This is a genomic window from Actinomadura roseirufa (genome assembly GCF_900659635.1).
GTDB classification, from domain to species: domain Bacteria; phylum Actinomycetota; class Actinomycetes; order Streptosporangiales; family Streptosporangiaceae; genus Spirillospora; species Spirillospora roseirufa.
The window spans coordinates 1-26,123 of the sequence record NZ_CAACVB010000109.1 but is presented as its reverse complement, the minus strand read 5'-3'; the positions used below and the strand labels follow the sequence as shown (position 1 = coordinate 26,123).

Genomic DNA, 26,123 nt, shown 5'->3' with positions numbered 1-26,123 from the left:
GGTGAGGGCCAGCGCGGCTCCGGCGGCGGCGCCCGCGAGGACGCCCGCGGCGGTCACCGCGTCCGGGGAGACCCGGCGCCGGACGAGCACGGCGCGGACGGCGCCGAGCCGCGCCGCGTACCAGGGCTTGAGTGCGTACAAACCGTCCATGCCGGACAGCCTGGCGTGCGGTGGGGGAGCGGCCCATCCGCTCCGCTACTCGGTTACCGGTGAGTAGGTATACCCGGGTGCGTCAGGCGCGGCAGGTGAGCGGGCGGCCACCGTTGAAGGTGATCATGTCGTTCAGCGCGGCGAGCATGTCGATGCCGCCGCCGGGCGCGAGCCCGTCGATCTCGGCGTAGGCGCGGTGCAGGTTGCCGACCAGCCGCTCGGGGTCGGTCAGGTCCGCGTAGGCGCCGAGGTCGGTCTCGCGGGCCGCCTCCAGCGGCGACAGCCCCGCCGCCTTGCCCTCCGCCGCGGTGGTCTGCACGAACCGCAGATAGCCCAGCACGTCGCCGACGAGCTCCGGCCCGGCGACGGGGCCGTGCCCGGGGACGATCGTCTCGGCCTTCAGCGGCGCGACGACCTCCTCCAGGACCTTGACCGCCCCGGCCACCGACCCCTGGAGCAGGAAGGGGGTGCCGCCGTTGAACAGCAGGTCCCCGGAGAACAGCACCCGCCGTTCGGGGATCCACACGATCGAGTCGTTGGTGGTGTGCGCGGGCGTCCCCGTGTAGCGGACCTCGCAGCGCAGCTCGTCCACCCACAGGGTCACGCCGTCGGTGTAGGTGAGGAAGGGCGGCTCCAGTTCGATGCCGCCCCAGTCGACCTTCGTCCAGTACGGCTCGTCGAACGGCTTGCCCCAGCCGAGCACGCCCGCGCGGGTCCCCTCGTGCCCGACCACCGTCGCGCCCGCGAACAGGTAGTTGCCGAAGGTGTGGTCACCGTGGTGGTGAGTGTTGATCAGCGTCCGGACGGGCCGGGACGTGACCGACCCGATCGCCTCCAGGTAGGCGCGCGTCCTGCGCTCGGTCGAGCAGGCGTCCACGCTGGTGACGCCGCGGGCGCCGACGAGGACCCCGGTGTTGTTGATCCACCAGGTGCCGTCCGGCTGGACGTAGGCGAAGATCCCCTCGGAGACCTCCCGCAGATGCGGCCTTCCGGTGCCCTCACGCTCGGGCGCGTCGCTCATGCTGATCTCCCCGTCGTCGGCCCGGAGTCTAACCACGGGGACGCGCGCCGGTCATCCTCGTGACGCGCACCGGCCATCGCGGCGACGACGGGCGCCGACGACGGGCATGGCGACGACGGGCGCCGACGACGGGCGGCGGCTTCCGGCACCGGCCTCCGGTGGTCCGGGACGGCCGCGCCTGGGGCCCCCGGCCGGTCAGCGCTCGCCGGGGTCGTCGTCGGACGGGCGCGCGGGTTCGGGACCGTCCGGTCCGACGCGGATCATCCGGACGACCCGGACGACGCGGAACCGGCGGCCGCAGGCGACGAACTCCACGCCCCGGTCGGCGTCGACCCGGTCGGCGGCGCGGGCGTACTCGGCCAGTTCGCCGGGGCTCGGCGGCGGCGTGCCCGGCGGTGTGAACCGCGGCAGGATGACGCGGAAGTAGTGGGCGAGGGCGGCGCGGGCGTCCTGCGGGCCGTCCCCGCCGGTGATGGGGCGCCACCGGTCGTCGAGATCTTCGACGACCGTGAACTCCGGTGGCAGCAGCACCACGCCCGGATGGTCGCGGATCGCCGTGACCGCCTCCTGGCGCAGCCCCTCCGGGACGGTCCCGGCGGCGGGCACGAGGCTCAGCAGCTCCAGCCGGAGCGCGGCCTCGGCCGGGCCGACCGGGGCGGTCGGGTCGATGAGGAACGAGCGGAGGGGGCCCTCCTCGGTGTCGGTGGCGCGGGCGGGCTCCGGCCCGTCCTCGCCGAAGCGCGTGAAGCCCAGCACACGGACGATCCGGTAGCGGGTGCCGCCCGCGGCGAAGTCGTTGTCGGCGGTGGCCTCGCCGACCTCGGGGTCGCACCGGTCGGCGATCGCGCGCATCTCCTCGCGGGCGCGCCGGTCCCGCCCGGCGGCCGTGTCGCGCAGGTGCACGGCGAGGTCGACCCGCGCGCCGTAGGGCTCCATCGCGCCGAGCCGCAGGATGCGCCACGCGCGGCCGGACTGCTCGGCGACCCCGAAGTCGGGTGGTCCCGCGCCGACGACCTTGGGATAGACGCGCATCCGCTCGGCCGCCTCCTGGTCGCGGACCGCCGCCACGGGCCCGAGGTCCCGGACGAGGTTGATCAGGTCGTAGCCGGTCATCCTCTGGAAGGCCATGCACCCATCGTGACGCCGCGCACCGGCGAGCGTCACCGAAACGACCACCCGGTCACCCGTGGATTCCGACACCTGCCCCGACGGGTTGTCCGATCCGGCGTCAATGCCCCGGCCAGTGCCGATCCGCGGTCGCGCGGCGCCCGGTTCCGGTCCCGGGCGCGGCCGCCTCAGTGCTGCGGGACGGTCTCCGGGAGGGTCTGGTGGAGCGTGCCGTCGCGCGCGGGCGTCCGGGCGCCGGTGGCGCGCAGCACGCCCGCGGCGCCGATCACGGCGGCGTCGCCGGTGTCGTCGCCGAGCCAGGCGCTGAGCCCGGTGCGCTCGCGGATCAGCCGTTCCAGGCCCGGCAGCCGGGCGGTGCCGCCGGTCAGCGTGACGCCCGCGCTCAGCAACTCGCCGGAGATCTCCGGCGAGCAGCCGCCGAGCGCGGTGCCGATGGCCTCGACGATCCGGCCGATGGGACCCTCGATGGCCCGCTGGACGTCGGTGGTGGTGAGCACCAGCCGCCGGGGCAGCCCGGTCGCGACGTCGCGTCCCTCGACGGTGGTCTGCCGGACGGGATGGCGGCCCACCGCGGGCACGGCGCCGACCGCGAGCTTGGCGGCCTCCGCCGCGGCCGCCGACAGCACCACCGCGTGCTCGCGCCGGACCAGTGCGACGATCGCGCGGTCCAGGCTGGACCCGCCGACGCGGGCGGTGTGCGAGCTGACCAGGCCGCCGAAGGAGATGACGCCGACGTCGGTGAGGTCCGCCCCGATGTCGGCGACGACGGCGATCTCGGGGCCGGACTCGGTCATGCCGAGGCCGACGGCGGCGGCGATGGGCGTCGGGACCAGCGCCAGGCGCCGCGCCCCGGCCTGGTAGGCGGAGGACTGCAGCGCGCGGTAGTACACCGGCGAGAGCCCGCTCGGCACGGTCATGACCAGCCGGGGCCGCGCCATGTAGTAGCGCCGGTGGTGGGTGCGGACGAGGTGCCGCATCAGGTACTCGGTCTCGTCGGTGTCGGTCGGCGCGCCGTCGCGGACGGGGTACACGAGCCTGACGTCCGGGTTGCGCCCGGCCATCTGCAGGGCGGGGGCGCCCAGGGCGAGGATCCGCCCGGTGCTCCGCGAGCGGGCCAGCACGGACGGTTCCCGGCAGACGACCCCGCGGTCCTTCAGGTGCATCCGCACGGTGGCGCTGCCCAGGTCGATGGCGGTGTCCCGGCCCGCGTAGTCCCACATCGCTGTTGTCCCCCCATTCGCCCGGAATGCGCCCGGAGTCTGTGATGCCCAGGCGTCCTGCGCCGATGCCCATGGACGGGTAAGCGAATGGCAACGACGGCGCGATCGTGAATCCATGACCGCCCCCGCCACCGAATGCTCGCGACCCAACGATCGCGAGCATTCGTGCGGGCGCGGCTCGTGGGTCTCCGCCGTAGAGAGGCGTCCTGCCCGGCGTTCTGTTCGCTCGGCGGCGCCGTGGTCGTGGACCGCGGCTCGGGGCTGAGAGTGGGGCCTTGGTGTGCGAGGGCGGGGGTCAGGCGGCGCCGGAGATCGCGTATTCGACGCCGTCCTCGGGCGGGGTCTGGAGGCCGCGTGCGTAGGCCGCCTCGTAGGCGGCGTCGCCGAGGATCCGCCGCAGCCCGCGCTCACAGGCCGCCCGGTTGGCGGCGAGCTGCGGTGAGCCGAGCTGCGGGAGTCCGTGCGCCCGCCAGATCCGCTGGCCGATGCCGATCAGCCGCGCGGCGCGCTCGGCGTCGCCCGCGGCGGCGACCGCGAGCGCCAGCGCGTCCAGGCACAGCGCCATGAACCAGGTGTCGTGCAGGGGCCGCTTGCCCTCCAGCGCGCCGCGCGCGTGCCCGGCGGCGGCGACGGGACGGCCGAGGCCGAGCTCGGCCAGTGCCTGGACGTAGTCGCCCCACGCCTGAAGGCAGCGTTCGCCGCGCTCGGCGCTGCCTGCCCGCGACTCCTCGGCCAGCGCGGCGGCCTCGGTCAGCTCCCCGAGCTGGACGTGCGCGAACGCGCGGACGCCGCGTTCGAGGAACCAGACCGCCTCCTCCACCCCGCCGCGCCCTGGGTCGGGCTCCATCGCGCGCAGCACCTCCAGCGCGCGGACGTTCTCACCGCTCAGCGTCAACGCCGACCCCTCCAGGAACGCCGCCGCCGTCGCGGCGGCCCGTCCCGTCCCGGCCCGGCAGGTGTCGACGCATTCGCAGGTCGCGGCGAGGTCGCCCTGGGAGAGCGTGATCAGGCCGCGCGCCCACGCCGCCCGCGTCCGCTGCGGGCCGGGCGTGTCCGAGGCGGCCAGCGCCCGTTCGAGGTAGTGCCGCCCCTCCCGCTGGAAGCCGCACGCGTACCAGAAGAACCACAGCGCCCCGGCCAGCTCCAGGGCCTCGCCGCCCTCGGGCTCGGCGAGGCAGTTCTCCAGCGCCGCGCGGACGTCGGGGTGCACGGCGAGGATCCGCTCGTACCAGGCGACCTGCCGGCCGCCCATCCAGCACGCGTAGGCGCGGCGGGCCTGCGCGATGTGGAACTCGCGGTGCCGCCGCCGGATCGACGGCTCCTCGCCGAGCTCGCGCAGCCACCGCGCCCCGTACTCGCGGACGGTGTCGAGCATCCGGTATCGGGCGTGCGGTCCGGTGCCCTCCTCCACCAGGATCGACTTGTGGACGAGCCGGGCCAGCACGCGCGGGACGTCGGCGTGGCCGAGCGGCCCGCCCGCGCACACCTCCTGGACGGTGTGCCGGTCGAAGCCGCCGGCGAACACCGACGCCCGCGCCCACAGCAGCCGCTCCGCCGGGCCGCACAGCTCGTGGCTCCAGCCGATCGCCGTGCGCAGCGTCTCGTGCCGCCCCGGCTCCTTGCCGGGGCCGCGGGCGAGCAGCCGGAACCGGTCGTCCAGCCGGTCGGCGACGGCCTCCACCGGCAGCACCCGCAGCCACGGCGCGGCCAGCTCCAGCGCCAGCGGCAGCCCGTCGAGGCGCCGGCAGAGCCGGACCACGACGGCCCGGTTGGCGTCGTCGACGGTGAAGCCGGGCACCGCGTACCGGGCGCGGTCGGCGAACAGCCGCACCCCGTCGTGCTCGGCGGCGCCGGCCGCGTCCTCCTCGCCCTCGGCCGGGACGGGCAGCGGCGCGAGCGTCAGCACCTGCTCGCCGCCGACGCCGAGCGGCTGCCGGCCGGTGGCGAGGATCCGCAGCCGCGGCGCCGCCGCGAGCAGCGTCTCGGCCAGCACGGCGCACGCGTCCGCCATGTGCTCGCACGTGTCGAGCAGCAGCAGCGTGCTCCGGCCGGCGAGGTACTCGCCGAGCACGTCGGCCAGCGGGCGCGTGCCCTGGTCGTGCAGGCCCATGGCGGACGCGACCGCGTGCGGCAGCAGCACCGGGTCGCGCAGCCGGGACAGCTCCACCAGCCAGACCCCGTCGGCGAACCGGCCGCGGATCCGGTGCGCCGCCTCCAGCGCCGTGCGGGTCTTGCCGACGCCGCCGACGCCGGTGAGCGTCACCAGCGGCGCGGCGTCCAGCAGCCGCGCCAGCTCGGCGAGCTCACCGGCCCGTCCCACGAAGCTCGAAAGCCCGGCGGGCAGGTTCCCGCCCTGCCGCCCGGCGCCCGCCGCCGATCCGCCCATGAGCCGTCACCGTCCCGTGCCGTTCCCGCCTTCCACTGACCTCCGACCGTAGCGGGGGAAATGCGTGCGGTAAGGAGAACGGCCGAACCCGGCCTCCGGCCCGGCCGGGGTCGGCGGGCCCGGGGCAGCCGGCGCCGGTCAGCCGGTGCGGGCGCCCACCAGGTCGGCGATGGCGCGCAGATCCGCAGCCGGGCCGGGCCGCAGGACGGCGGCGTCCAGGCAGGCGACGGCGTCGGCGAGGTTGCGGGCGGCGAGGTCGGCGGCCAGCCGCCGGGCCCCCGTCCGCTCGACCAGCCCGGCCAGGTGAGTGAGCACGGCGGGCGAGAACTCCACGCCCGCCTCGTAGGCCGCCGACAGCTCCCGGCCCGCGGCGGTGCCGGACGCGAGCGCGGCCACCACCGGCAGCGACCGTTTCCGGCGGGCGAGGTCGCCCAGCGCGGGCTTGCCGGTCTCCCGCGGGTCGCCCCAGATCCCGAGGATGTCGTCGGCCAGCTGGAAGGCGTGCCCGAGCCGCTCGCCGAACATCCGCAGCAGCCGGACCTGCGCGGCGCCGCCGCCGCCGTACATGGCGCCCAGCGAGCACGCGCACCCGAGCAGCGACGCGGTCTTGCCCGCGATGACCTCCCGGCAGTCGTCCAGCGTCGCGCCCGGTCCCGACGCCAGCCGCATGTCGGCGCTCTGGCCCGCGCACAGGTCCTGCATCCCCGCCGCGAGGTCGTGCAGCGCGCGCGGCGCGATCTCGGGGCGGTCCGAGGCGAGCGTGTCCATCGCCGCGACCAGCAGGGAGTCGCCGGCCAGCAGCGCCTGCGCGGTCCCGAACACCGTCCACGCGGCCGGCCGGTGCCGCCGCGTCCGGTCGCCGTCCATGATGTCGTCGTGCAGCAGTGAGAAGTTGTGCACCAGCTCCACCGCGACCGCGGCCGGGATCGCGTCGGCGGCGTCGCCGCCGACGGCCGCGCCGCACAGCAGCGCCAGCACCGGCCGGATCGCCTTGCCGGTCCCGTCCGGTACCTCCACCGGGCGCTCGTCGGCGTCCCACCAGCCGAGATGGTAGCCCGCGATGCGGCGGATCGGCGTCGGCAGCCGGTGCACCGCCGCGCGCAGCGCGGGCTCGAAGACCGCGCGGGTGCGCGCCAGCACCTGCCCGGCGGCTCCGGCGGGCCGTGCCGGTGCCTCGATCATCGTCATGCTCGTCCCTCCACTGTCTCTGTTCCTCCGTTGGCCGGCGCGGCGCAGTTTGAGGGCAAACGTAGACCGAACGATCCCGAACGATGGAAAGGCAGGGCCGGGGAAGGGCGAATTACCTTTCCATGGTGTTGCCCATACCTCGCGGAGAGGTGGCAAAGCCGCATGCCGGAAGTGGAACGAGCCGGGCAAAAGGCGACCCGGTCCGCGCCTTCCCCCGGTTGGCTCGGAGCCGGGACGGGGCCTCCCGGGCGCGGCTTCCCGGCCGCCATGTTTCCGGAATTTCACCACAAATAGATAGGTGGGGCGAGTATGGGCGCGGACTCGACAGGGAGCGGCACGGTGTTCGACGGTGCCGAGTTCGACGGTGCTGTGCGGAATGGTGCTGTTCGGGCCAGTTCGGTGCGAGGCGGTGCTGTGCCGGAGGGCGCCGTGCCGGAGGGCGGGATGCTGGACGTGCTCGCCGCCGCGGACGCGGCCGTCGTCACCGCGAGGCTGACGGAGCGTTCGGCGCGGTGGGCGCGGCGGCTCGGCCCGCCGTTCGATCCGGGGCTGGCGCCACTGTGCAGCCTGCCGGCCGCGTTCGTGGCGCCGTGGCTGTCTCCCGCCGGCGCCGACCTGACCGTGCGGACCGGTCTGTGGATCTTCGCGCTGGACGCGTGGACGGACGGTTCCGCCGCCCGCCGCGACCCCGATCGGCTGCGGGACGGCCTGGCCCGGCTCGGGACGATCGTGCGCGGAACGTCCCCGGGCGGTCCGGCCCCCCTGGAATCGGCGCTCGCCGAGCTGCGGGACGCGGTCGCCGTGTGCCCGGCCGTCCTGCCGTCCTGGCGGCGGGCCGTCGACGAGGCGCTGGCCGGTGCCCTGTTCGAGTACGAGGCCGCTCTCCGGGTCGCGTCGGGCGGGGCCCCTCCGGATCTCGACGAGTACCTGCGGCAGGGTGCCGCGAGCGTCGCCTTCGCGCCGCTCGTCCTGGCGATGTGGTCCGACATGTCGTGTCCCTGCCCGGCCTGCGGCGGCGCGGGGGGCACCGGCGCCGCCCGCACCGTGCCCGCCGGTACCGCACTCACCGGTACCGCGCCTGCCGGTACCGCGTTCGCCTGTACGGGGCTCGCCTGTACCGGCGGCCCGGACGCCGTGCGGCCGGGCGGGGTGTCACCGATCCTGGGACGGGCCCTGCGGGACGCCTGCCTGGCCGTGCGGCTGGCCAACGACCTGCGCGGCCACCACCGCGAGCGGGAGGAGGGCGTCCTGGACGCGCTCGCGCTCGGCCTCGCGCCGGACGAGGTCCGCGCCCGGATCTCCCGGCACGTCGCGCGCTGCCGGGGCGCGCTGCGGCCCCTGCTCGGCCCGGTGCCGGGCCCCGCGCTCGCTCTGGAACGCCAGCTCCTGTGGTCGGTACGGCACTACGAGCGCACCGACGCCGGGCACGCGGCGTGAGCGCGGGCGTGAGCTCGCGCGTCGACGCCTCCGGACGCGCCGCGGCGCTCCTGGACCGGCTCGGGGAGGGCGGCTCGTTCGGCCCCTGCGCCTACACCACCGCGTGGATGGCGCGGCTGCGCGCCCCGGACGGGACCGTCCGGTTCCCGAGGGCCCTGGACTGGCTGACGCGGCACCAGCGCGCGGACGGCTCGTGGGGCGGTGAGATCGAGCTGCCCCACGACCGGACGGTCTGCACGCTGGCCGCGATCGTGGCCCTGACCGATCCCGGCCCCGCCCCGCCCGGTGGGGAAGCGGCGGTCCGGGCGGGGCTGGCGTACCTGCGGGACCGCTCCGGCGACTGGCGGAGCGCTCCCACCGGGGAGACGATGGGCTTCGAACTGGCGGTCCCGCTCCTGCTGGACGTGGCGTTCGAGCGCGGCCTGGACCTGCCGTACGGCGACTGGTCGGAGCTGGCCAAGACCCGCCAGGCCAAGCTGGACCTGATTCCGAGGGAACGCCTGCTCGCCCATCCGACGTCGCTGATGTACTCCCTGGAGGCCGTCGAGCCCGATCCGGGTCTCCGCGCGCTCGCGCGCTTCAGCGGCCCGGACGGGTCGCTGGCCAACTCGCCGTCCGCGACCGCCGCGCTCTGGGCGGCGTGCGGGAGCGGACCGGCGCTCGGCTACCTGGAGGACCTGGCCCGGCGCTTCCCGGACGGCGGCGTCCCGTCGCTGTACCCGACGGAGGCGTTCGAACTGGCCTGGGCACTGCACAACCTGGGGCGGGCCCGGCTGCTCGACCGCCGCCGGGCCGCGGTCACCCGCTGCCTGGACCGGCTCCGGGAGCTGCTCGGCCCGCGCGGCCATCTCGGGCTGAGCGGCGGCTTCCCGCTGCCCGACCCCGACGACAGCGCCATGGCGATCATCGTCCTGCGCGCCGCGGGCCGCGACGTCCTGGGACTGCTGGACGGCCTGCTCGCGTTCGAGGGCGAACGCTGCTTCTTCACCTACCCGGGGGAGCGGGACGGCTCGGTCACGCCGAACGCCCGGGTCCTGGAGGCCCTCGCGCTGTGTCCGGCCGGGTACGTGCGCCCGATGGGCAAGATCGTCGACTTTCTTCTGGAGACGCGCCGGGAGGACGCGTGGTGGTACGACAAGTGGCACGCCTCGCCGTACTACGCGACCGCTCAGGTCACGTCCGCCCTGATGAGCGCGACGCCGCTGCTGTTGGACGCGACGTCGCTGGAACCGACGCTGTCGTGGCTGCTCGGTACGCGCCGCCCGGACGGTTCGTGGGGCTGGTACGGGCGCGGCACCCCGGAGGAGACGGCCTACGCCGTTCTCAACCTGGACCTCTTCGCCCGCCGGGGAGCACGCGTGCCCGCCCCGGTCTGGAGCGCGGCGTACCGCTACCTTCGAGCGCACCTCGACGGCCCGTACCCCGAGCTGTGGGTGGGACGCAGCTGCTACACCCCGCATGACGTGGCGTCCTCGGCCGTCCTGGCCGCCACGGTCCTCGCCGCCGCCCACGCCGCGCGCCGGTAGCGCGCGGCCCAGGACCCGCCCGCCCGGCACCGCGCCACCGTCCACAGCCGGGCGGGCGGCTTTTGTGTGGAACCGATTCCCCTGTCGGTGTATGTACGGGAAACTGACGTCGTCGAGCCGGGACTCGGGTGTCGTGCTCGTGGAGAGGCGGGGGCGGTGGACCGGGGAGCGGTGCTGGGCGGCAAGTACCGCCTCGCGCGCCGGCTCGGCGGGGGCGGCATGGGCGAGCTGTGGGTCGCCGACGACCTCAAACTGAACCGGCGGATCGCCATCAAGATCGTGGCACCGGCCCAGCGCGACTCCCCGCAGTTCGCCGCCCGGCTGCAGCGCGAGGCGCAGTCGGCGGCGTCGCTGGGGCACCACGGGATCACCGTCGTCCACGATATGGGCGAACACGAGGGACGCCCCTACTTCGTAATGGAGTTGCTGGAGGGACGGGACTTCAAGGCCCTTCTCGCCGACAGCCCCGGCGGGCTCGCCCCGGTGCGCGCGGTATCGCTGATGAGGAGCGTCGCCGACGCCTTGGCGTACGCGCACGGCAAGGGCGTGGTGCACCGCGACATCAAGCCGGCGAACCTGATGGAGCTGGCCGAGGGCGGGGTGAAGATCTGCGACTTCGGCATCGCGCGGTACGCGGACGTCACCACCGACCTGACCCCGACCGGGCAGTTCCTCGGCACTCCCGCCTACGTGGCGCCCGAGCATTACCAGGGCCTGCGGTCGGACGAGCGGTCCGACATGTACTCCTTCGGGTGCACCCTCCACGCGCTGCTCACCGGCGATCCGCCCTTCACCGGCCCCACCATGGCCGCGTACATCCATCAGCATCTGCACGTGGCGCCGCCCGCTTTGCGGGACGTCCGCCCCGGCACCCCGCCCGACCTGGAGCGGCTGGTCCTGGACCTTCTCGCCAAGGACCCCGCCGACCGCCCTGCCGCGACCGACGTCCTGACCCGCCTCACCACGCTGAGCACAGAGACCAGTACCTCCCATTCGACCGCTGTTCCGGCCAGGACCGTTACTGAGGGCGCCGCCGGAGGCGCGACGACCGGTACCCGCATGGCTCCGTTGCCGGTGCGCGATCCGGAACCGCCGGTCTCCGGTTCTCCGCCATACGAACCCACGGGCGGGACGCCGGGTGGGACGGAAGCGCACTCGACCCCGTCCATCCCGATGGAGTCAGCGCCGGATGAGCCGCCACCTGATACGCCTCCCCGGGGGAACCGAGGGCGCAAGACGAGTGCCGTGCCCGCTTCCCGCCGGAAGCGGCCGGCGCCTCGGAAACCGGCTCGCCGTCCTCCTGCCAAGCGGAACGGCCGTGGTGCCGCGCAGCGTTCGCGTCACGGCGGGAACAGCTCGCTGGTGGCGTCCTTGATCCTTCCCTTGAAGCTCTACGAGTGGACCGCCGCCGGCGTGGGATCGGTGTTCCGTGCCTACGGGAGCGGATCTTCGGACATGGACCCCGCCTGGCGCCGCGACGGTCCCGCTCTGGCCTTGCTCGGCACGTCGATCCTGCTGGCCTCTGTCACCTGGTTCAGGCCGAGCGGCGTGGTGACCGCCGCGCTCGAACGCGTCGTCCGGGGCGGCTTCGGGCTGCTCTCGGTCGTGCTGCCCCTGGTGATGCTCTTCTTCGCCATGTCGGTGTTCCGCTGTTTCCGCCTGGACACAGGGCGCGTTCTGATCGGGCTCATAGCGATGGGCGTCGGGGTGCTCGGCATCCTCCACATCAGTGCGGGCGCCCCCGGCCCGGCGGCGCACATGCACGCCGTGCGAGCGGCGGGAGGCGTGATCGGCTGGCTCGTCGCGGCGCCGATGGCGGCGGTGCTCACGGGCTGGGGCGCGGTGCCGCTGCTGGCCCTCGTCGCCTTCTTCGGCTTGCTGGTCCTGACGGCCACGCCGATTCAGGCCGTCCCCAGAAGGCTGAGCGGCCTCTGGAAACGCGGCCTCGGGAAAGGAACGGAGTCGCATGACGAGGAGCCCACACTCTGGCCCTAGCGCGCGGGACGGTGGTGGACGGTCATCGGCAGATGATCCGGGCGGAGCGCACCGGCGGCACGTTCGCGGACGCGGGTCCCTGGGACGGGGGACACGGACCAGCGGGCCGACAGGGTCGCGACGATGACCGTCATCTGAATGTAGGAGAAGTGGACGCCGATGCATTTGCGGGGCCCTGCGCCGAACGGGACGAAGTGCTCCCTGGGCGGGGGCGAGAGCCAGCGGTCGGGATCGAAGCGCAGCGGGTCGGGGTAGAGGGCCGGGTCCCGGTGCAGCGTGGTCGGGCTGAACAGCAGCTCCGTTCCGGCGGGTATCAGATGTCCGCCCAGGTTCACGTCCGTGCGCGCGCGCCTGGACATCATCCACGCGACGCTGTGGAGTCTTAGCGTCTCGTCGATGAGGCGGCGCGTGTACTCCAGCTTGGGCAGGTCGTCGAACTCGATGGGACGTCCGCCCAGGACGTCGTCCAGCTCTTCCTGAAGGCGCGTCTGGACGGCCGGGTTGCGCCCCAGTTCGTAGTAGAGCCACGACAGGGTCGCCGGAACGGTCTCCGAGCCCCCCGCGAGGATCGTCACGATCTCGTCGCGCAACTGCCGGGGGGTCATGGCGTCGCCGGTCTCCTCGTCCCGTGCGGCCATCAGCATGGACAGCAGGTCCTCCGACAGCGCGCCGTCCGGCATCGGGGCGTGGGACGCCGCGTCCCGCCCGAGGCGCTCAGGGCGCACAGCCCGCGGCGACGCCGCGGCCTGCGCGGGCACGGCCCGCATGGGTGTCGCGTGCGCGATCCGCGCGGGACGAGCGGCCCGTCCGGGGCGGCGCTCGTCGATCATTTCGTCGACGATGGTGCGCAGCCGTTCGGCGACCCGGGCGAACCGCCGGTTGCCGGGCGTCGGCAGGCGGGCGGCGAACCGGGGGAGAACGGAGCGCAACGGGATCTCCTGCAAGAACACCGTGACGCAGTGGTTGATCTGGGCGACCGTGGCGTCGTCCAGGTCGGTGCGGAAGAGCGCCCGCAGCGCCCCGGCGGCACTGGCCTGGTGGAGGGAGCGGTCGAGGGCGACGGCGCGCCCGTTCCACCACGACCGGCCGAGCGCTTCGGCCTGGGCGCGCATCACGCCGGTGTAGCCGACGAGCCGGGCGCGGTGGAACGAGGGCAGCATCAGCCGGCGCTGCCGCAGGTGCGGGTCCCCGTCCGAGGTGGCGAGCCCGTCGCCGAGGATCGGCCTGGCCCGGTCGTAGGCGAGCCCGCGGACGAACGAGCCGGCCTCCGTCACGAGCACCCGCCTGAGCAGCTCCGGCGAGCCGATCACGCACACCGGCCGGGAACCGATGTGGAACGCCGCGATCGGGCCCGCCTCGCGCATCGACTGCAACAGCCCGACGGGGTCGCGGAAGAGGCGGTGTGCGTGGCCGAGCAGGGGCAGGCGCCCGGGGGCGGGAGGGACGGTCAGGGGCGGCATCGAACTCTCCATCAGGGGTCGGGCGGGCGATGCGGAGGCGCGCAGGGGCGGGGCGGATACGGGATACCGAAATACGGGGCGGATTCCCCGCTGACGGGAGCCTGCCTGCTGCCGCGCGCGGCCCTCCGCTACGACACCCAAAGAACTCTTTACTGAAAAAAGGATGATTCCTGGACGGGCAAGTGAACGTTTTCCACTTCGCATGGATTCGGCCCGCGCCGCCCGGGGAAAGAGGCGGCGGCTCGTCCCGCCGCCGAGAATGCCTCGACACCGAAACTGTGAAAGGCCGGTCAATGAATCCGACAAGTCGGGTCCTGCCTCCCTGTCCCGACGGCTGGTACGGCGTCGCCTTCAGCGGCGACCTGCGTCCCGGCGGCGTCCTGCGGCGGCGGCTGATGGGGGACGACGTCGTCCTCTACCGCACCCGGGGCGGCGTGGTGCGCGCCGTCCGCCCCTACTGCCCGCACCTCGGCGCGCACCTCGGCTACGGGGCGACGGTGGAGGGCGAGAACCTCATCTGCCCGTTCCACCGGTTCGCGTTCGCGGCGGACGGGTCGTGCGTGCGCACCGGCAACGGCGCCCCTCCACCGAGGACGCGGCTGTCGCTGCTGGAGGTCCGCGAAGTCGACGGCATCCTGCTCGTCTGGTGGGACGCCCTGGGCCGCCCGCCCCGCTGGGAGGTCCCGCCGGTGATGGAGGACGGCTTCCCCGCGCCGATCAAGCGCCTTCACCGGCTCACCGCGCATCCTCAGGACATCGTCGAGAACACCGTCGACATGGGGCACTTCACCGCGCTGCACGGATACCGGAGCGCGCGGGTCGACCGGCTGGAGTTCACCGGGCCGAGCATGCGCGCCGAGGTCGTGACGCGCCGTTCGTTCCCGCCGTTCGGAGCGCTGCCGTTCCACTTCGTCGCCCGCGCCTACGGGTTGGGCGTCAACTCGGCGCGGGGCGTCGTCCCGAGCCTCGGCCTGGAGGTGCAGGCGTTCTTCCTGCAGACCCCGACCGATCCGGGCGAACTGGAGTTCCGGGCCCTGCTCGGCCTGCGCTTCCGGCGTCCTCGTAGGCCCAAGCTTCTGGCATGGCTGGCCACCCACCTCATCGGGCCGACCCTGTGGGCGGACGTGCGCCAGGACTTCCCCGTCTGGAACAACCGGTCCTACCTGGACCGGCCAAGGCTCGCCGGAGGCGACGGCCCCATCACCCCCTACCGCCGCTGGGCCGCCCAGTTCTATGCCCCGTCCTTCGCCCAGGCGTCCGCAGGATCCACACGCGAAGCGAACACCCAGCCGAGCGAGGCAGCACGCACCGGAACACATCGCGTCCACGAGAAGAACGCTGCGAAATGACCTAACGCATGCCTTCGCAAGCAGGCCCCGCACACACGCGGCCCCCGGACGTAAGCGGTGCGCTTCGGCATGTGCAGTGTTTGGGTGTGGGTGTGCTCGGCAGGGGGTGGCGGGCTTGGTCGTCGGTGCGGGACGGATTGGTAACGAGATCGTTGCCCGCGCTGTGGCTCGGGGGCTGAAGGCGATGGCGGTCGATGGGCGCGTCTGCGCCGCTCGCGGCTCGGCGTCGTGGAGGAGAAGAGGCGGGAGGACCTTGGAGAAGGGGGGACGCTGAGTGCGGGGGAATGGGGGCTGAGGGTGCGGCGGGCGGACCGGCCGCCCGCCGCGGAGCCTCGGGTCAGCCGTCGCCGGAGGGCGACGGTTCCGCGAGGGTCGTCCAGACGCGGGATCCGGTGTCCGGCTCGGCCGGTGCTTCGTTGTCCCGTCCGGACGCGGGTGCCGGGTCGTGGTCCGGGTCGGTCACGGAGCCGCGCACCGATCCGTGCTCCCACCTGAGCTCTTGGCCTTGCTCCTGCACACGCTCGTCTGCGTGCTCCCGCGCGTGCGCCGGGCTGTTCTCACGTACCCGGCTGTTCTCCAACCTGGGTTGCCGGCCGTGCTCCTGGCTGTGCTCTTGGCCCTGCTCCTGGTCGTGCTGCCGGCCTTGCTCCGGCTCGTCCGGACCGGAGCGTCCGCGTGCGGGGCCGTGCTTCGGCTTCTGGAGGGTCCGCCCGTCCGAGCCCGGCGCGAGAGCCTTTCCGGGGGAGCGCGGGGACGAGTGCGAGGGACGGTTCTTCCGGAACGCCATCGGCATGTCGAAATCCATCGCGTCGGACTTCGGCTGCGCATCGGTATCAGGCGGCCGCTGCTTGGCCGCGTCCCGTTTGGCGCCCATTCTGTCGATCTTGTCGACGAGTTCCCGGATGGACGGGGACCATTTCCGGTACGCCGGCGCGCCCGGCCGCACGGCCCCGGCGAACTGCCGCCGACGGCCTCGGTCGAGCCGGTCGACGCGGATCCGCGCCCCGGTGTACGGCGCGTGCAGGTACCGTCCGTGCCCGAGATAGATCCCCACGTGGCTGCGGCCATGGAAGAAGATCAGGTCGCCGGGCCGCAGGTGCCGCAGCCGCACCTTCCGCTTCACCGACGCGTACTGGGAGTAGGTGACGCGGGGAAGCGTGACGCCCGCCCTGCGCCAGGAGGCCATCGCGAGGCCCGAACAGTCGTAGCCGGACGGGCCGGCCGCGCCCCAGCGGTAGGGCTTGCCGACCTGCCGGCGGGCGAACGTCAGCGCGGTCCTCGCCCGCTCCCGCTGGCGTGCCTCGCGGGTGCGGTACCGGTCGTAGGCCTTGACCCTGCTCAGGGTCGCCGAGTCCAGGCCGAGCCGCTTCAGTACGACGGGGTTGAGCTGGGCCAATGCCTGTGACCCGATCGGGAGGGTCACGGCGGCGCCCGCGGCGGCGACGGTGACCGCCGCCCGGAGCATCCTCCGTTTTCGGACCGGCGTCCCGTCGTGGCGGGGCCGGCGGGCGAACGCCGCGTCCTGGTGCCGCTCGCGGCCGGTGTGACGTGTTCCGCGCATTCGGTGCTCTCCGTTTTCCGTGGTCGAATGATCTCCCGCCGACAGTTCGGGTACCCGTTGAAGGCGGCGGAATCGGGAGAGCGCGCCGATTTTACATGATCATGACGTCGAATTTGGGCTGCTGTTTCGTGTCTTTGATCATGTGGTCAGATGGGCCAGCGAGGTCAGCGGAACCGGCAGCCAGGCCGGCCGGTTGCGCGCCTCGTACCGCACCTCGTAGACGGCCTTCTCGAACTCGAACGCGCGCATGAGGACCGGGTGCGCCGCCGGGTCTTGGCCTCCGGCGGCGGCGTAGCCGTGGCAGAACGCGGCGCGGTTGCGCGCCGCCCACGCGTGGGCCCGGCTCTCCAGCAGGCGTCCCGACTCGGGCGGAAGGGCACCGGACCTGGTGCTGAGGAAGCGGGCGGCGTACTCGAAGGAGCGGAGCATTCCGGCGACGTCGCGGAGGGGGTGTGCGGGGGCGCGGCGTTCGGCGGGGGTCCGGGCGGGTTCGCCTTCGAAGTCGATCAGGGTCCAGCCGCCTTCGGTTCGCAGAACCTGGCCGAGGTGGTAGTCCCCATGGACGCGCTGGACGGGCAGCGGCTCGGCCCGCGCCGCCAGCTCGACGAACGCGTCGGTGAGGGCCCTGGCGTAGGGCGCCAGCGAGGGCACCGCCCGGCAGGTGCCCGTCAGCTCCTCGTTCATCCGCGCCGCCATGGCCCGGACGTCGTCGGCGGGGATCGTCGTCACGCCGAACGCCGCGGCGAGCGCCCGGTGCACCTCGGCGGTGGCGGCGCCGAGCCGCTCGGCCTCGGCGGCGAAGTCACCGCCCGCGGCGCCGGCGTCCGGCTCCGCCCGCTCGTCCTCGCCCGGCGGAGCCGTGTACGCGTACCAGTCGCGGACGCTGGCGATCGCGAGGCTCCAGCCGTCCGAGCCGGTGCGCAGGTAGTCCGACAGCAGCGCGAGGGTGACCGGCTCGGCGCCGGGGACGCGGGGTTCCAGCTCGATCCAGCCGTGCACCGCGGGCACGCGCGCGCAGCCCTGCCGGGTCAGCGCGAGGTTGACCTCCAGATCGAGGTTGACGCCCTGGCTCAGCCGCCGGAACAGCTTGCAGATGTAGTCGTCGCCGAACAGCAGCGACGTGTTGCTCTGCTCGGCGGTGATCGGCAGGCTCGTGAGGTCGGTCCGGAGGGCCGTGCCGGGCACGCGGTGGAAGCGCAGCGGCCCGATGGACGCCTCGTCCGCGAGCCCGGCGAGCAGCGTCGCGGTCAGGTCGGCGTCGTAGGCGGCGTCGTACAGATGCCCCGAGGGGCCGCCTGTGCCGCCCTTGCCGCCCGCGTCGCCCGCGCCGTCCTCGGGGAACTCGCCGATCTCGGCGTGGCGGAGGCGGTCGGGGAGGTGGCGGCGGGTGCCGAGGAGGAGCTGGTAGTGGTCGGTGGCGGTGTGCTGGCGGACGTCGAGGACGAGGTGGGTGAGGGCGGGGTCGCCGGTGCGCAGCTCGGTGGCGGTACCGATGGTGATCTCGTCGATCGGGCCGTCCTTGCCGCCGAACCACCGCTGCCGCGGCAGCCACTCCGCGAGTCTCCGGATGAGGACGTCCTCGGACGGGAGCACGGTCAGCCCGCCCTCTCGGCGTCCCCGCTGGCGGGAGGATTCAGCTCGAACCAGTAGAAACCGTGACCGGGGAGCGTCAGCAGGCAGGGCAGTTGGCCGACGGCGGGGAACCGTATGCCGCCTCCCCATTCGACGGGTCCGCATTCGACGGGGGAGCGGCCCTCGAAGCGCCGCAGGCCGAGTCCGCCCGGCTGCACCGAGTCGGCGATGACGCGGATGCCACGGGCGCGGGCCTGTCCGATGAGGTCGCCGAAGCCGTCCAGATCGCCGAAGCCGCACGGGTCGCCGAAGTCGGGCAGAATGCGGGTGTAGTCGGCGATGTCGTAGCCACCGTTGCGCCTTGGTGACTGGTCAATGGGCAGGAGCCACAGGCAGTCGATGCCCAGCCATTGCAGGTGGTCGAGTTTGCCGATGAGGCCGCGCAGGTCGCCGTGGCCGTCGCCGTTGGAGTCGGCGTATCCCCGGACCGACACCTCATGGAACACCGCCGTCTTGAAGCAACACGGATCCCGCGGCGCGTGCGCCCGGAACGGGTCGGCGACCGGCGCAGAAGCGGTGCGGGGCTTCGGCTTGACGTGCATGGGCCATCCCGGTGTGCGAGAGACGTTCGGATCGGCGGAGCCGGCCCGGTCGGCGGACCCTCAGGGGAGGAACCGCCCTGGACGGCCGGGGTCACCTAGATCAGCAATGCCCGCGCCGCGCCGTGCGCGACGTCCGCGACGGGCAACCATCCGTAAAATCTCGTCACTGCCCCTGACCCGACGGCCTCGGACACCACCCGACTCACCCGGCCCGGCCCCGCTGACCGGGGCCCGGCACCGGACCGCATGCCGCAGGACGGGCCGTGAATGCCCCTTTTTGTGCCTTTCTTTTCGTGTACGTCCTTTTGTGGCCGCCTTTCTGTGCTGCTCCTTCTGTGCCTCTCTTTCCGTGCCTCTCGCTCCATGTCCGTCTTTTTAGGTTCGCCGCTTTTTTTCGGCGCACACCACGGGTAGGCCGTTTCCAGGCTCAAGACCTGCCGGGAGGCGGCCGATGGCGACCGGGCGGACGGCGTCCTCTCGTCCTGAGCGATTCGTCCTGAGCGATCGGAGGGACAGTGGAGCGCTGGGAGCTGTCGCGATCGGCCGTGTCGGCCCGCGACGACCTCGTGGCGCGGCTGCGCGTTCGCTTCGCCGACGTCCCGGCTGAGAACGTGCGCCGCTGCGTGGACGACCTGTGGTGCTGCTGCGCCCATCTCGGTGTGCGGCCCGAAGAGCGGACGATCGAGCGCCTCGCGGCGTCCCGGCTGACGGGCGTCGTGCGCGGTGCACGCCCGCCCTACCCGGACGTGAGTTCCCGCCCGGACGGCCCTCGGACGGCCCGCTCGCCGGGAACCCGGCCCGGCGGGCACCGGTCCACCGGAGCGCGGCCGTCCGCCGTCCCGCCGCTCCCGCCGCGCCGCCGTGCCGCCTTCGCGGCCCCGGGGCCCGGCGACCTGACCGCTCCGTCCCGGAAGGCCGCCACGGCCCTCCGAACCCCGATCGGGATGTGACAGATGAGAGATACGACCGTGCCGGGCCTGCGGGTCGCGACCCGGCGAGGCTTCGTCGTCGTGACCCTGCCCGCGCAGGTCGGCCGGCAGAACTACGCCGGGATCAGGACCGGGGTGTGCCGGGCCCTCGCCCTGGCCGCACGACCCGCCGGCGCGGCGCGGCGCCCCAAAGGAGTCGTGGTCGACTTCGGTGACTCCATCCTCCTCGACGCCTCCGGGCTCGTCCTCCTGGCCCGCGCCGAGACCCGCGCGCGCGACCTCGGCTGCCCGCTGCGGGCGGTCGTACCGGTGATGGCCGCCCCGGTGCGGTGCGCGCTGCACGCCACCGGGCTCTCGCGGCTCGTCCCGGTGTTCCCCGACGTCGCCGCCGCGACCGCCGCGCCGCTGCCGGACGGGACCCCAGCCGGCGCCGACACCACGCACGTACTCGACGCTCTCCGCCTCCCGCACCCGGACGGCCCCGAGACGGCCGCGCGCCTCGCCACCGGCCCCGCTCCCGCCGGAACTTTGGCGATCACCACGTCCGAGGCCGGCGACGGCGACCACACCGTCGTCCACCTGTCCGGCGTGCTCGACCAGACCACGGTGCGCAGGCTCGGCGAGACCCTGACCACGCTGGTCGAGGGGAACCTGCGGCACCTCATGGTGCGGATGGGCGACCGGCTCGGCCTGCGTTGCGACCCGCTGCCGATCCTGCTCGGCATCCGCTGGCGCGTCGCCGCCGAGGGCGGCTGCCTGTCGCTGCCCGGTCTGCCGGCCAGGCTCCGCGAGGCCATCGACCGGGAGGGCCTCGGCGCCGCTTTCACCGCCTGCCGTACCGCCGGGGGACCACTGGCGGTCACCGAGCCGGCCTGAGACCCCCAAGCCGGGATAAGAGCTGCGTGGAACAAAGGCTGTGCTGGATAAGGACTGTGCTGGATACGGACTGTGTGAGACACGCGCGGGGCGAGAGGTACAGGCTGTGCTGCCAGTACAAGCCGTACTAGCGGTACAGGCTGCGCTACCGGTACAGGCTGCGCTACCGGAGAGAGGGGAGTCAGCCTGATCGTGCGCCGCCGGTGTTCACGGGAGCCTGGACGCATGACGACGACGTCTCCGCTGTCCCGCCGCAGCTTCCTCGCCGCCTCCGCCGTCGCGGCCGCGTCCGTCCCGCTGCTCGGCGGCAACGCCAAAGCTGTGCCCCGCTCGCCGCGCCCGTCCGGTGACCCGGTCGCCGCCCTGCGCGCCGCCGCGCACCCGCTGCGCACCACTGAGCCGACCGGCCCCCTGTGGGACCTGCGCCCGCTCGCCAAGTCCGTGGAGAACGCGGCCGTCGTGGGCGTCGGGGAGACCACCCACGGTTCCCACGAGTTCTTCACGATGAAGCACCGGGTGTTCCGTTATCTGGTCGAGCACAAGGGTTTCACGACGTTCGCCCTTGAGACGGGCTGGAGCACCGGGCTGCGGATCAACGACTTCGTCCTGCACGGCAAGGGCGATCTGCGCACCATCATGGACGAGGAGTTCGCGGGGGCAGGGCCCTGGTACACCCACGAGTGGATGGACCTGTTCCTCTGGATGCGCGACCACAACCTGCGGTACTCCCGCAAAGTCCAGTTCATGGGCGACGACATGAACGCTCCGACGCTCGGCAAGGAGCTCACCCACAAGGTCGTCGACTATGTGCGCGACCGGCGTCCCGACCTCGTGCCCAGGTTCGAGGAGTCGTACGCGCGCCTGCGTTCGCTGAAGGACTTCGATGCCCTCGTGGCGCTGCCACTGGCCGAGCGCATCGCGATCAACCGGGGCCACGGCGAGGCGTACGACCTGCTGACGACGCTGCGGCCGGAGGGCGAGCCCGAGGGTGAGGCGTTCCACTGGACGCTGCAGCACGCCCGCTCCATCGTCCAGACCACGACGCTGGTGGCCTTCGACCTCACCGACGCCAAGGAGGTCAGCGAGGCCATGAAGTTCCGCGACGGGGCGATGGCCGAGAACGTCGACTGGTGGTACCGCACCACGGGGGAGAAGGTCGTGGTGTCCGCGCACGGAGGGCACATCGGGTACATCGCGGACGACGCCGAGCGCTATACCAAGACGCAGGGGGCCTTCCTGCGGGAGCGCCTCGGCGACCGCTACGTCAACCTCGGCTTCACCTTCTACCAGGGTTCCTTCAACGCGACGACGCCGCCGGACCCTGAATGGAAGCGGCACACCCTCGGCCCGCCGGTCCCGGGCAGCAATGAGGAGACCCTCGACAAGGTCGCGAGCACGAACTACTACCTCGACACGCGGACGGCGCCCGCCGAGGCGCGCGAGTGGCTGGCGCAGAAGCGCACCACCCGCACCGTCGGCACGGGCTGGCCGGAGCCGCCCTACCAGATGGCCCTCGGCCCGACGTTCGACGTCCTGATCCACCTGCACGCGATCACGGCGTCGAACCGCCTGTAGACCGGCCTCCGCAGGTGGCCGCTCCTCCAAGGGGCGCCGTCACGGGCCTCCTGCGGAGGTCTTGGACGACCTGTGGGTCCTCGCCCGGTCGGGGGCCGGGACCCGCAGGTCACATCCCACCGGTCATCCCAGGACTGGGGCCGCTACCGGGCCTTACGGGCGATCGTGAACCGGTCGACCTCGGTGCCGTTCTCGGCCAGCGCCCGCACCGACAGCGTCGCGGTGCCCCCGCGATGCGCCGGGTCCACGTCGACGCGGACGAACGAGTAGCCGGTGAACCGCACCCGCGACCAGTGCACCGTCTCGGGGACCTTGTGGCCGTCCTTGTCCCACGCGTAGGTCACCACGGACTCGACGGGCTTCTCATGACCCTCGTAGCTGTCGGGAACCGGGAAGCCGTAGAGGCTCTTGCCCGCGCCGCCCGCCGTCACGTACACCACGCCGTCGGTCTCCGGACGGGCCGTTCCGCCGATCGGCACCTGCCGGGCCACCGCGCCGCCCTTGATGGCGTCGGTCCGCTCGTAGACGTGATTGTGGCCGTTGACGACGAGGTCGACCTGGTAGCGCTCGAACAGCGGCACCCACGCGTCCCGGACACCGCCCTCGGAGGCGTGCTGGTTCGTCGTGGAGAAGGCGCAGTGATGGAAGAACACCACGATGAAGTCGATGTCCCGGCGCTGGCGCAGCGTCTTCAGCCGCAGTTCCAGCCAGGCCGTCTGCTTCCCCTTGGACAGGTTCAGGTTCGCGGGGATCTCGTAGGAGACGTCGTTGGCGTCCAAGGAGATGACCGCGGTGTTGCCGTACTCGAACGAGTACACGCCCGGCAGGTTCTTCGGGTCCGGGCCGTTCTCCGGCAGCGGGAAGCGGGCCTCCTCACCGCCGTAGCCGTTGGGGGAGTACCACGCCTCCATGTCGTGGTTGCCGTAGGAGACCATCCACGGCACCTGCTTGGCGACCGTCTCCGTCTGGGCGAGGAACTGGTCCCACAGGCGCGCGTCATAGTCGTCGGTGGGACGTCCCTGCCCGGAGGCGTCGGCGTAGCAGATGTCCCCGGCGTGCAGGTGGAACACGGGGTTCTGCGCGAGGATCAGGCTGTCGTTCTGCAGGGCGTGGTAGCTGATTCCCTGGTCGCCGAACGCGGTGAAGGTGAAGCGGCCCCGAACCTGCGGTGCCGTGGTGAACGTCCCGAGAGTCCCGGCGAGGTGAGGGCTCGCCGGGTCGAAGCCGTCGTGGCCGACGCCGTAGTAGTAGGTCGTCCCGGGGTGCAGCCGCTCCAGCACGGCGTGGAGGTAATACTGCGTGACGTCCGGGCTCGCGCCCACTCCGGCGGGGGTGTGCAGAGTCCTGACCTCCGCCGGGATCCGGTGGGAGAGGTTCCACGGGCGCGTCCCGATCCGGATGAACGGCCTGCGCACCGCGACGGGCACCTGCCAGGACACGCGCATCTCCGTGCGCGGGTCGGCGCCGAACGTCAGGTGCCGGCCGATCGGCGCCACGAGGGCCCCGTCGACATGCTCCGTGGCGGGGGTCGTGGAGGGGAAGAGAGAGGGAGCGGGACGCAGGTGGGGCGTGGCGGCGGCGGGGTCGGCGAGCACGCCGCCCGCGGCGATCGCGCCCGCGGCGACGGCGCCGCCGCCGAGCAGCCGGCGGCGGGTGAACGCGGACCGGAGGTACTCGTGCCGCTCGGCCATGCTCAGGTGCTCGGCGACGTGCGCGGGGATGCCCATGCGAGGAGTGTCCACGTTAGAGCAGGGTGGCGCGGCCACGTGGCGGCACGGTGAACGCGGAGGGGCGGCCGCTCAAGCGGCGCAGGTCAGGCGCGCGGGGCGGCGAGCGCCTCCCGCGCCGTCGCGACGTCCGGGGCGATGGCGACGCGCCGCTGCAGGCCCGCCACGTCCGTCACCCGGCGGACGATGCCGCGCGAGGGCAGCACGACCCACATCGGGACGCCGAGCTCGGTGGCCCGCATCTGCGACCGGGTGATCACGTTCAGCCCGTTGGAGTCGCAGAACGTACAGCCGGTGAGGTCGATGATGAGGGCCGGGGCCCCGGAGTCGAGCAGCCCGACGGCCTGGTCGAGGATCGCCTCGCCGTTGCTCAGGTCGACCTCCTCGGGGAACGCCAGCACCCCGCAGGTCTCCGTGCTCTCCACTCGTGCCACTCCGAGGTTCATGGTCGGCCCCAAAGTCGATTCCTCACGTGGATGACAGCCGGGGGTACGTCACTGCGACTGTAAGCCTCAAAGCTGGACGAAACCTGAAAGAGACGGTCAAGTCTCGGGACTCGCTCCGCCATTGGCGGGCAACCCGCTTTGACTATGATTAATCCGTATTCGTACTGTTCCGGGGGTCTCATGCGCGAGCCGATCACCGTCGCCGTGGTCCAGCCGCACTGCACGCCGCACGACGTCGGGGCCAACGCCCTCGCGCACGCGGCGGCGGTCCGTTCCGCGGGGGCGCGGGTGGTCGTCTTCCCGGAGCTCTCGCTGACCGGCTACGAACTGGACGCCCCGGCCGTCGACCCCGGGGACCCCCGGCTGGAACCGCTCATGCGGGCCTGCGCGGAGACCGGAACGCTGGCCCTCGCCGGCGCGCCCGTCCGGCACGGCGACGGCGAGGCGATCGCGATGCTCGCCATCGAGACGGACGTCGCCGTCGCCTACCGCAAGATTTACCTGGGCGACGCCGAGGCGGAGCGGTTCACCCCGGACACGGAACCGGCCGTCCTTACCGTCGGCGGCTGGCGCCTCGGCCTCGCGATCTGCAAGGACACCCGCGTTCCCGAGCACGCCTCCGCCACCGCCGCGCTCGGCATCGACGTCTACGTCGCCGCCATCGCCGAGGAGGCGGACCGGGCGCAGGAGCAGGCCGAGTGGGCCCGCCGCGTCGCCGTCGGCCACGGCGTCTGGAGCGTCGTAGCCAGCTTCGCCGGTACGACCGGCGGCCTCGGCCCGGTCATGGGCCGCTCCGCCGTCCGCCGCCCCGACGGAACGGTGGTCGCCGAGGCCGGCCCAGAACCGGGCGCCATGGCCCGCGCGACCCTGACCCCGACGGCACTCCCCGCTGTCCCCGCTGTACCTGTCATGTCCTCTGTGTCCAGAGTCTCCACGGTGCCCGCTGGGCCCTCGATGTCCGCCGTGCCCTCTATATCCACCGTGCCTGCCGCGCCCGCTGCGTCCGCCGTGCCTGCCGCGTCCGCCCAGCCGATCCCGTCCGCCGGCCCGGTCGTCATCGACGGCGGTGACCGGTCATGCGTGCGGCTGCTCCTCGAACTCCGCGCCCACCTCACCGACCTGCCCCCCGGCACCGTCGTCCACCTGATCGCCACCGATCCCGCCGCCCCCATCGACCTGCCGGCCTGGTGCCACCTCACGGGCCACGCCTACCTGGGAACGGTCTGCGGAGATCGGCCCACCTACGCCCTCCAGGTGAGCGAGTCCCCCCGCCCGACCGACCCGGCCTCTCCCTGGCGTCCCGGCTGACGGGCCGGCAGAGCTGACCAGGGCCGAACAGGCCCGATCGGGATCGACCGGGACCAATCGAGGCGGACTAGGACTGACCGAGGCGGACCAGGACTGAACGGGGCCGACAAGGTCCGATCGGAGCTAAGGGCTGATCAGGCGGGCTGAACTGGTCGGTTGGACCGGTGCTGGTCGGGTGGGGCAGCGCTGGTCGGGCGGGCGGGCGGGGGTGGGTCAGGAGTCGAAGAGGTGGAGCCGGTGGGCGGTCGCGGCGGCTTCGCCGCGGCCCGATACGCCGAGTTTGCCGAGGATGTTCGAGACGTGCACGCTCGCGGTCTTCACGGAGATGAACAGCGCGGCCGCGATCTCCCGGTTGCTGCGCCCCTCGGCGACCAGGCGCAGCACCTCGGCCTCCCGCGGCGTCAGCCCGAGCCGCCGCGCCGTCGTCCGGCCGTCAGGCACGCCGTCCCGCCCGCCCTCTGGCCCACTCTCCGGCCCGCCGCCCGGCCCGCCGTCGCCGTCCGACAGCGGGATGCGCGCCCGGCGCGACAGCACGCCGATCCGCTCGCGCAACGGCGCGGCGCCCAGTTTCGCGGCGAGCCGCGCCGCACGGCGCAGCCGGGGGGCGGCGGCTACGCCCTCTACGGGGGCAAGGGAAAGTTCGGGGTCTCGTCCAACATCCGGATCC

At 73.4% G+C, this 26,123-nt stretch carries 19 protein-coding genes and 1 pseudogene; 8 read left to right on the top strand and 12 right to left on the bottom strand.

All coding sequences use genetic code 11. The features are described from left to right. Positions 1-232: 232 nt before the first annotated feature. From E1291_RS22520 to E1291_RS22500, 5 genes are all read right to left on the bottom strand, one after another. Positions 233-1,171: an MBL fold metallo-hydrolase gene (locus tag E1291_RS22520; protein WP_131739961.1), complete on the bottom strand. Its 939-nt coding sequence runs from the start codon at positions 1,169-1,171 to the stop codon at positions 233-235. Positions 1,172-1,366: 195 nt separating this feature from the next. Continuing rightward, on the bottom strand, positions 1,367-2,299 hold the full coding sequence (locus tag E1291_RS22515) for a DUF5954 family protein (RefSeq protein WP_131739960.1): 933 nt from the start codon (positions 2,297-2,299) through the stop codon (positions 1,367-1,369). A gap of 167 nt (positions 2,300-2,466) precedes the next feature. Then, complete coding sequence (locus E1291_RS22510) at positions 2,467-3,519, bottom strand: rod shape-determining protein (RefSeq protein ID WP_165495242.1); 1,053 nt, start codon at positions 3,517-3,519, stop codon at positions 2,467-2,469. A 295-nt stretch (positions 3,520-3,814) separates the two neighbouring features. Beyond that, positions 3,815-5,905, bottom strand: a complete 2,091-nt coding sequence (locus E1291_RS22505) for an ATP-binding protein (protein ID WP_131739958.1) — start codon at positions 5,903-5,905, stop codon at positions 3,815-3,817. Positions 5,906-6,043: 138 nt separating this feature from the next. Next, positions 6,044-7,093 (bottom strand): polyprenyl synthetase family protein, encoded by a 1,050-nt coding sequence (locus tag E1291_RS22500; RefSeq protein ID WP_131739957.1) that lies wholly within the window; start codon positions 7,091-7,093, stop codon positions 6,044-6,046. Positions 7,094-7,507: 414 nt separating this feature from the next. Between E1291_RS22500 and E1291_RS22495 the strand changes: the two genes are divergently transcribed. The 3 genes from E1291_RS22495 (at position 7,508) to E1291_RS22485 (ending at position 12,051) form a co-directional block, all read left to right on the top strand. Then, positions 7,508-8,530 carry a terpene synthase family protein gene (locus E1291_RS22495; RefSeq protein ID WP_131739956.1) on the top strand — a complete coding sequence of 341 codons (1,023 nt, stop codon included), beginning with the start codon at positions 7,508-7,510 and terminating at the stop codon, positions 8,528-8,530. Positions 8,531-8,538: 8 nt separating this feature from the next. Continuing rightward, complete coding sequence (locus E1291_RS22490; RefSeq protein WP_131739955.1) at positions 8,539-10,056, top strand: prenyltransferase/squalene oxidase repeat-containing protein; 1,518 nt, start codon at positions 8,539-8,541, stop codon at positions 10,054-10,056. Between the two features lie 156 nt (positions 10,057-10,212). Continuing rightward, on the top strand, positions 10,213-12,051 hold the full coding sequence (locus E1291_RS22485) for a serine/threonine-protein kinase (RefSeq protein ID WP_131739954.1): 1,839 nt from the start codon (positions 10,213-10,215) through the stop codon (positions 12,049-12,051). Here the strand turns inward: E1291_RS22485 and E1291_RS22480 are convergent. Continuing rightward, positions 12,048-13,511, bottom strand: coding sequence for a cytochrome P450 (locus E1291_RS22480; RefSeq protein WP_165495241.1), 1,464 nt, complete (start codon positions 13,509-13,511; stop codon positions 12,048-12,050). The genes E1291_RS22485 and E1291_RS22480 overlap by 4 nt on opposite strands. Before the next feature lie 293 nt (positions 13,512-13,804). Here E1291_RS22480 and E1291_RS22475 point away from each other — a divergent pair, with 293 nt between their 5' ends. Then, positions 13,805-14,860 (top strand): Rieske 2Fe-2S domain-containing protein, encoded by a 1,056-nt coding sequence (locus E1291_RS22475; RefSeq protein ID WP_131739952.1) that lies wholly within the window; start codon positions 13,805-13,807, stop codon positions 14,858-14,860. Positions 14,861-15,197: 337 nt separating this feature from the next. On the opposite strand, the gene E1291_RS22470 is transcribed toward E1291_RS22475, so the two are convergent. From E1291_RS22470 to E1291_RS22460, 3 genes and pseudogenes are all read right to left on the bottom strand, one after another. Beyond that, positions 15,198-16,421 carry a C40 family peptidase gene (locus E1291_RS22470; protein ID WP_131739951.1) on the bottom strand — a complete coding sequence of 408 codons (1,224 nt, stop codon included), beginning with the start codon at positions 16,419-16,421 and terminating at the stop codon, positions 15,198-15,200. Between the two features lie 138 nt (positions 16,422-16,559). Beyond that, positions 16,560-18,014 carry a maltokinase N-terminal cap-like domain-containing protein gene (locus E1291_RS22465; protein WP_165495240.1) on the bottom strand — a complete coding sequence of 485 codons (1,455 nt, stop codon included), beginning with the start codon at positions 18,012-18,014 and terminating at the stop codon, positions 16,560-16,562. 194 nt (positions 18,015-18,208) lie between these two features. Next, positions 18,209-18,595, bottom strand: a pseudogene (locus tag E1291_RS22460) (alpha-amylase family glycosyl hydrolase); the annotation flags it as partial. Between the two features lie 515 nt (positions 18,596-19,110). On the opposite strand from E1291_RS22460, the gene E1291_RS22455 reads away from it, so the two are divergent. The 3 genes from E1291_RS22455 to E1291_RS22445 all read left to right on the top strand — a co-directional run bounded on the left by E1291_RS22455 (position 19,111) and on the right by E1291_RS22445 (position 21,975). After that, positions 19,111-19,545, top strand: coding sequence for a hypothetical protein (locus E1291_RS22455; protein ID WP_131739948.1), 435 nt, complete (start codon positions 19,111-19,113; stop codon positions 19,543-19,545). A gap of 3 nt (positions 19,546-19,548) precedes the next feature. Then, the gene (locus E1291_RS22450; protein ID WP_131739947.1) at positions 19,549-20,400 is read left to right on the top strand and encodes an STAS domain-containing protein; all 852 of its coding nucleotides are present in this window, start codon (positions 19,549-19,551) and stop codon (positions 20,398-20,400) included. A 225-nt stretch (positions 20,401-20,625) separates the two neighbouring features. Further along, complete coding sequence (locus E1291_RS22445) at positions 20,626-21,975, top strand: erythromycin esterase family protein (RefSeq protein WP_131739946.1); 1,350 nt, start codon at positions 20,626-20,628, stop codon at positions 21,973-21,975. 143 nt (positions 21,976-22,118) lie between these two features. Here the strand turns inward: E1291_RS22445 and E1291_RS22440 are convergent, their stop codons facing one another. Both E1291_RS22440 and E1291_RS22435 read right to left on the bottom strand, forming a co-directional pair. Beyond that, positions 22,119-23,702 (bottom strand): purple acid phosphatase family protein, encoded by a 1,584-nt coding sequence (locus E1291_RS22440; protein WP_131739945.1) that lies wholly within the window; start codon positions 23,700-23,702, stop codon positions 22,119-22,121. 86 nt (positions 23,703-23,788) lie between these two features. Then, positions 23,789-24,148 carry an STAS domain-containing protein gene (locus E1291_RS22435; RefSeq protein ID WP_131739944.1) on the bottom strand — a complete coding sequence of 120 codons (360 nt, stop codon included), beginning with the start codon at positions 24,146-24,148 and terminating at the stop codon, positions 23,789-23,791. 180 nt (positions 24,149-24,328) lie between these two features. Between E1291_RS22435 and E1291_RS44105 the strand changes: the two genes are divergently transcribed. Next, positions 24,329-25,456: a nitrilase-related carbon-nitrogen hydrolase gene (locus tag E1291_RS44105; protein ID WP_242614311.1), complete on the top strand. Its 1,128-nt coding sequence runs from the start codon at positions 24,329-24,331 to the stop codon at positions 25,454-25,456. A gap of 213 nt (positions 25,457-25,669) precedes the next feature. On the opposite strand, the gene E1291_RS44100 is transcribed toward E1291_RS44105, so the two are convergent. Beyond that, a partial coding sequence (locus E1291_RS44100) for a response regulator transcription factor (RefSeq protein WP_131739943.1) occupies positions 25,670-26,123 on the bottom strand: 454 nt, incomplete at its 5' end.

Excerpts from the sequence above, each read along its gene's own strand:
- E1291_RS22520 (WP_131739961.1), bottom strand. The coding sequence starts at position 1,171 with ATGAGCGACGCGCCCGAGCGTGAGGGCACCGGAAGGCCGCATCTGCGG.
- E1291_RS22515 (WP_131739960.1), bottom strand. The coding sequence starts at position 2,299 with ATGGCCTTCCAGAGGATGACCGGCTACGACCTGATCAACCTCGTCCGG.
- E1291_RS22510 (WP_165495242.1), bottom strand. The coding sequence starts at position 3,519 with ATGTGGGACTACGCGGGCCGGGACACCGCCATCGACCTGGGCAGCGCC.
- E1291_RS22505 (WP_131739958.1), bottom strand. The coding sequence starts at position 5,905 with ATGGGCGGATCGGCGGCGGGCGCCGGGCGGCAGGGCGGGAACCTGCCC.
- E1291_RS22500 (WP_131739957.1), bottom strand. The coding sequence starts at position 7,093 with ATGACGATGATCGAGGCACCGGCACGGCCCGCCGGAGCCGCCGGGCAG.
- E1291_RS22480 (WP_165495241.1), bottom strand. The coding sequence starts at position 13,511 with ATGCCGCCCCTGACCGTCCCTCCCGCCCCCGGGCGCCTGCCCCTGCTC.
- E1291_RS22475 (WP_131739952.1), top strand. The coding sequence starts at position 13,805 with ATGAATCCGACAAGTCGGGTCCTGCCTCCCTGTCCCGACGGCTGGTAC.
- E1291_RS22470 (WP_131739951.1), bottom strand. The coding sequence starts at position 16,421 with ATGCGCGGAACACGTCACACCGGCCGCGAGCGGCACCAGGACGCGGCG.
- E1291_RS22450 (WP_131739947.1), top strand. The coding sequence starts at position 19,549 with ATGAGAGATACGACCGTGCCGGGCCTGCGGGTCGCGACCCGGCGAGGC.
- E1291_RS22445 (WP_131739946.1), top strand. The coding sequence starts at position 20,626 with ATGACGACGACGTCTCCGCTGTCCCGCCGCAGCTTCCTCGCCGCCTCC.
- E1291_RS22440 (WP_131739945.1), bottom strand. The coding sequence starts at position 23,702 with ATGGGCATCCCCGCGCACGTCGCCGAGCACCTGAGCATGGCCGAGCGG.
- E1291_RS22435 (WP_131739944.1), bottom strand. The coding sequence starts at position 24,148 with ATGAACCTCGGAGTGGCACGAGTGGAGAGCACGGAGACCTGCGGGGTG.
- E1291_RS44105 (WP_242614311.1), top strand. The coding sequence starts at position 24,329 with ATGCGCGAGCCGATCACCGTCGCCGTGGTCCAGCCGCACTGCACGCCG.